Origin of the sequence: Chloracidobacterium sp. (assembly GCA_025057975.1) — a bacterium.
GTDB lineage: Bacteria > Acidobacteriota > Blastocatellia > Chloracidobacteriales > Chloracidobacteriaceae > Chloracidobacterium.
In genome coordinates this window covers 1-507 of record JANWUV010000084.1, presented here as the reverse complement: position 1 = coordinate 507, position 507 = coordinate 1, and the positions used below count along the sequence as shown (strand labels likewise).

At 46.4% G+C, this 507-nt stretch carries 1 protein-coding gene; it reads right to left on the bottom strand.

The genetic code is table 11. The features are described 5' to 3' along the window. A partial coding sequence (locus NZ585_15215; GenBank protein MCS7081377.1) for a Glu/Leu/Phe/Val dehydrogenase occupies nucleotides 1-507 on the bottom strand: 507 nt, incomplete at both ends.

Sequence of the window (507 nt, the reverse complement as noted above, 5' to 3'; positions counted from 1 at the left end):
AATGCCCAAAAGCTTATAGGATTCTACAATTTTTCTGATAGCTGTCACAAAAGCTGCCGTTCTTAGGTCTCCGATTTTTTTGTTTTCTAATAAAGTTTCGCGAATGTTATCGTAAGCTACTATCATCGTCTCTTCAAGACCGGAATAGACGAGGTCTAGCTCATCGGGGCCAGATTGAAGATTTTGAACCAGAGGGGCGGGAATTTTAGTATTATGCGGAGCCACACTTTCAATAGCCTGCATGATGTTTTTGTTTAAGGCGCTCTGATAACGCTTTTCCATCCTGCCGAAACGGACGTGGGAAAGATTCTTGAGCCACTCAAAATAGGAAACCGTCACACCGCCGGCATTCAGGTAAATATCCGGAATGATCATCACCCCTTTTTTATTCAATATCGTTTCAGCCTCCGGGGTCACAGGACCGTTGGCGCCTTCGGCAATAATGCGGGCCTTGATACGCTCAGCGTTGCCTTTGTGGATCTGGTTCTCCAGAGCAGCGGGAACCAG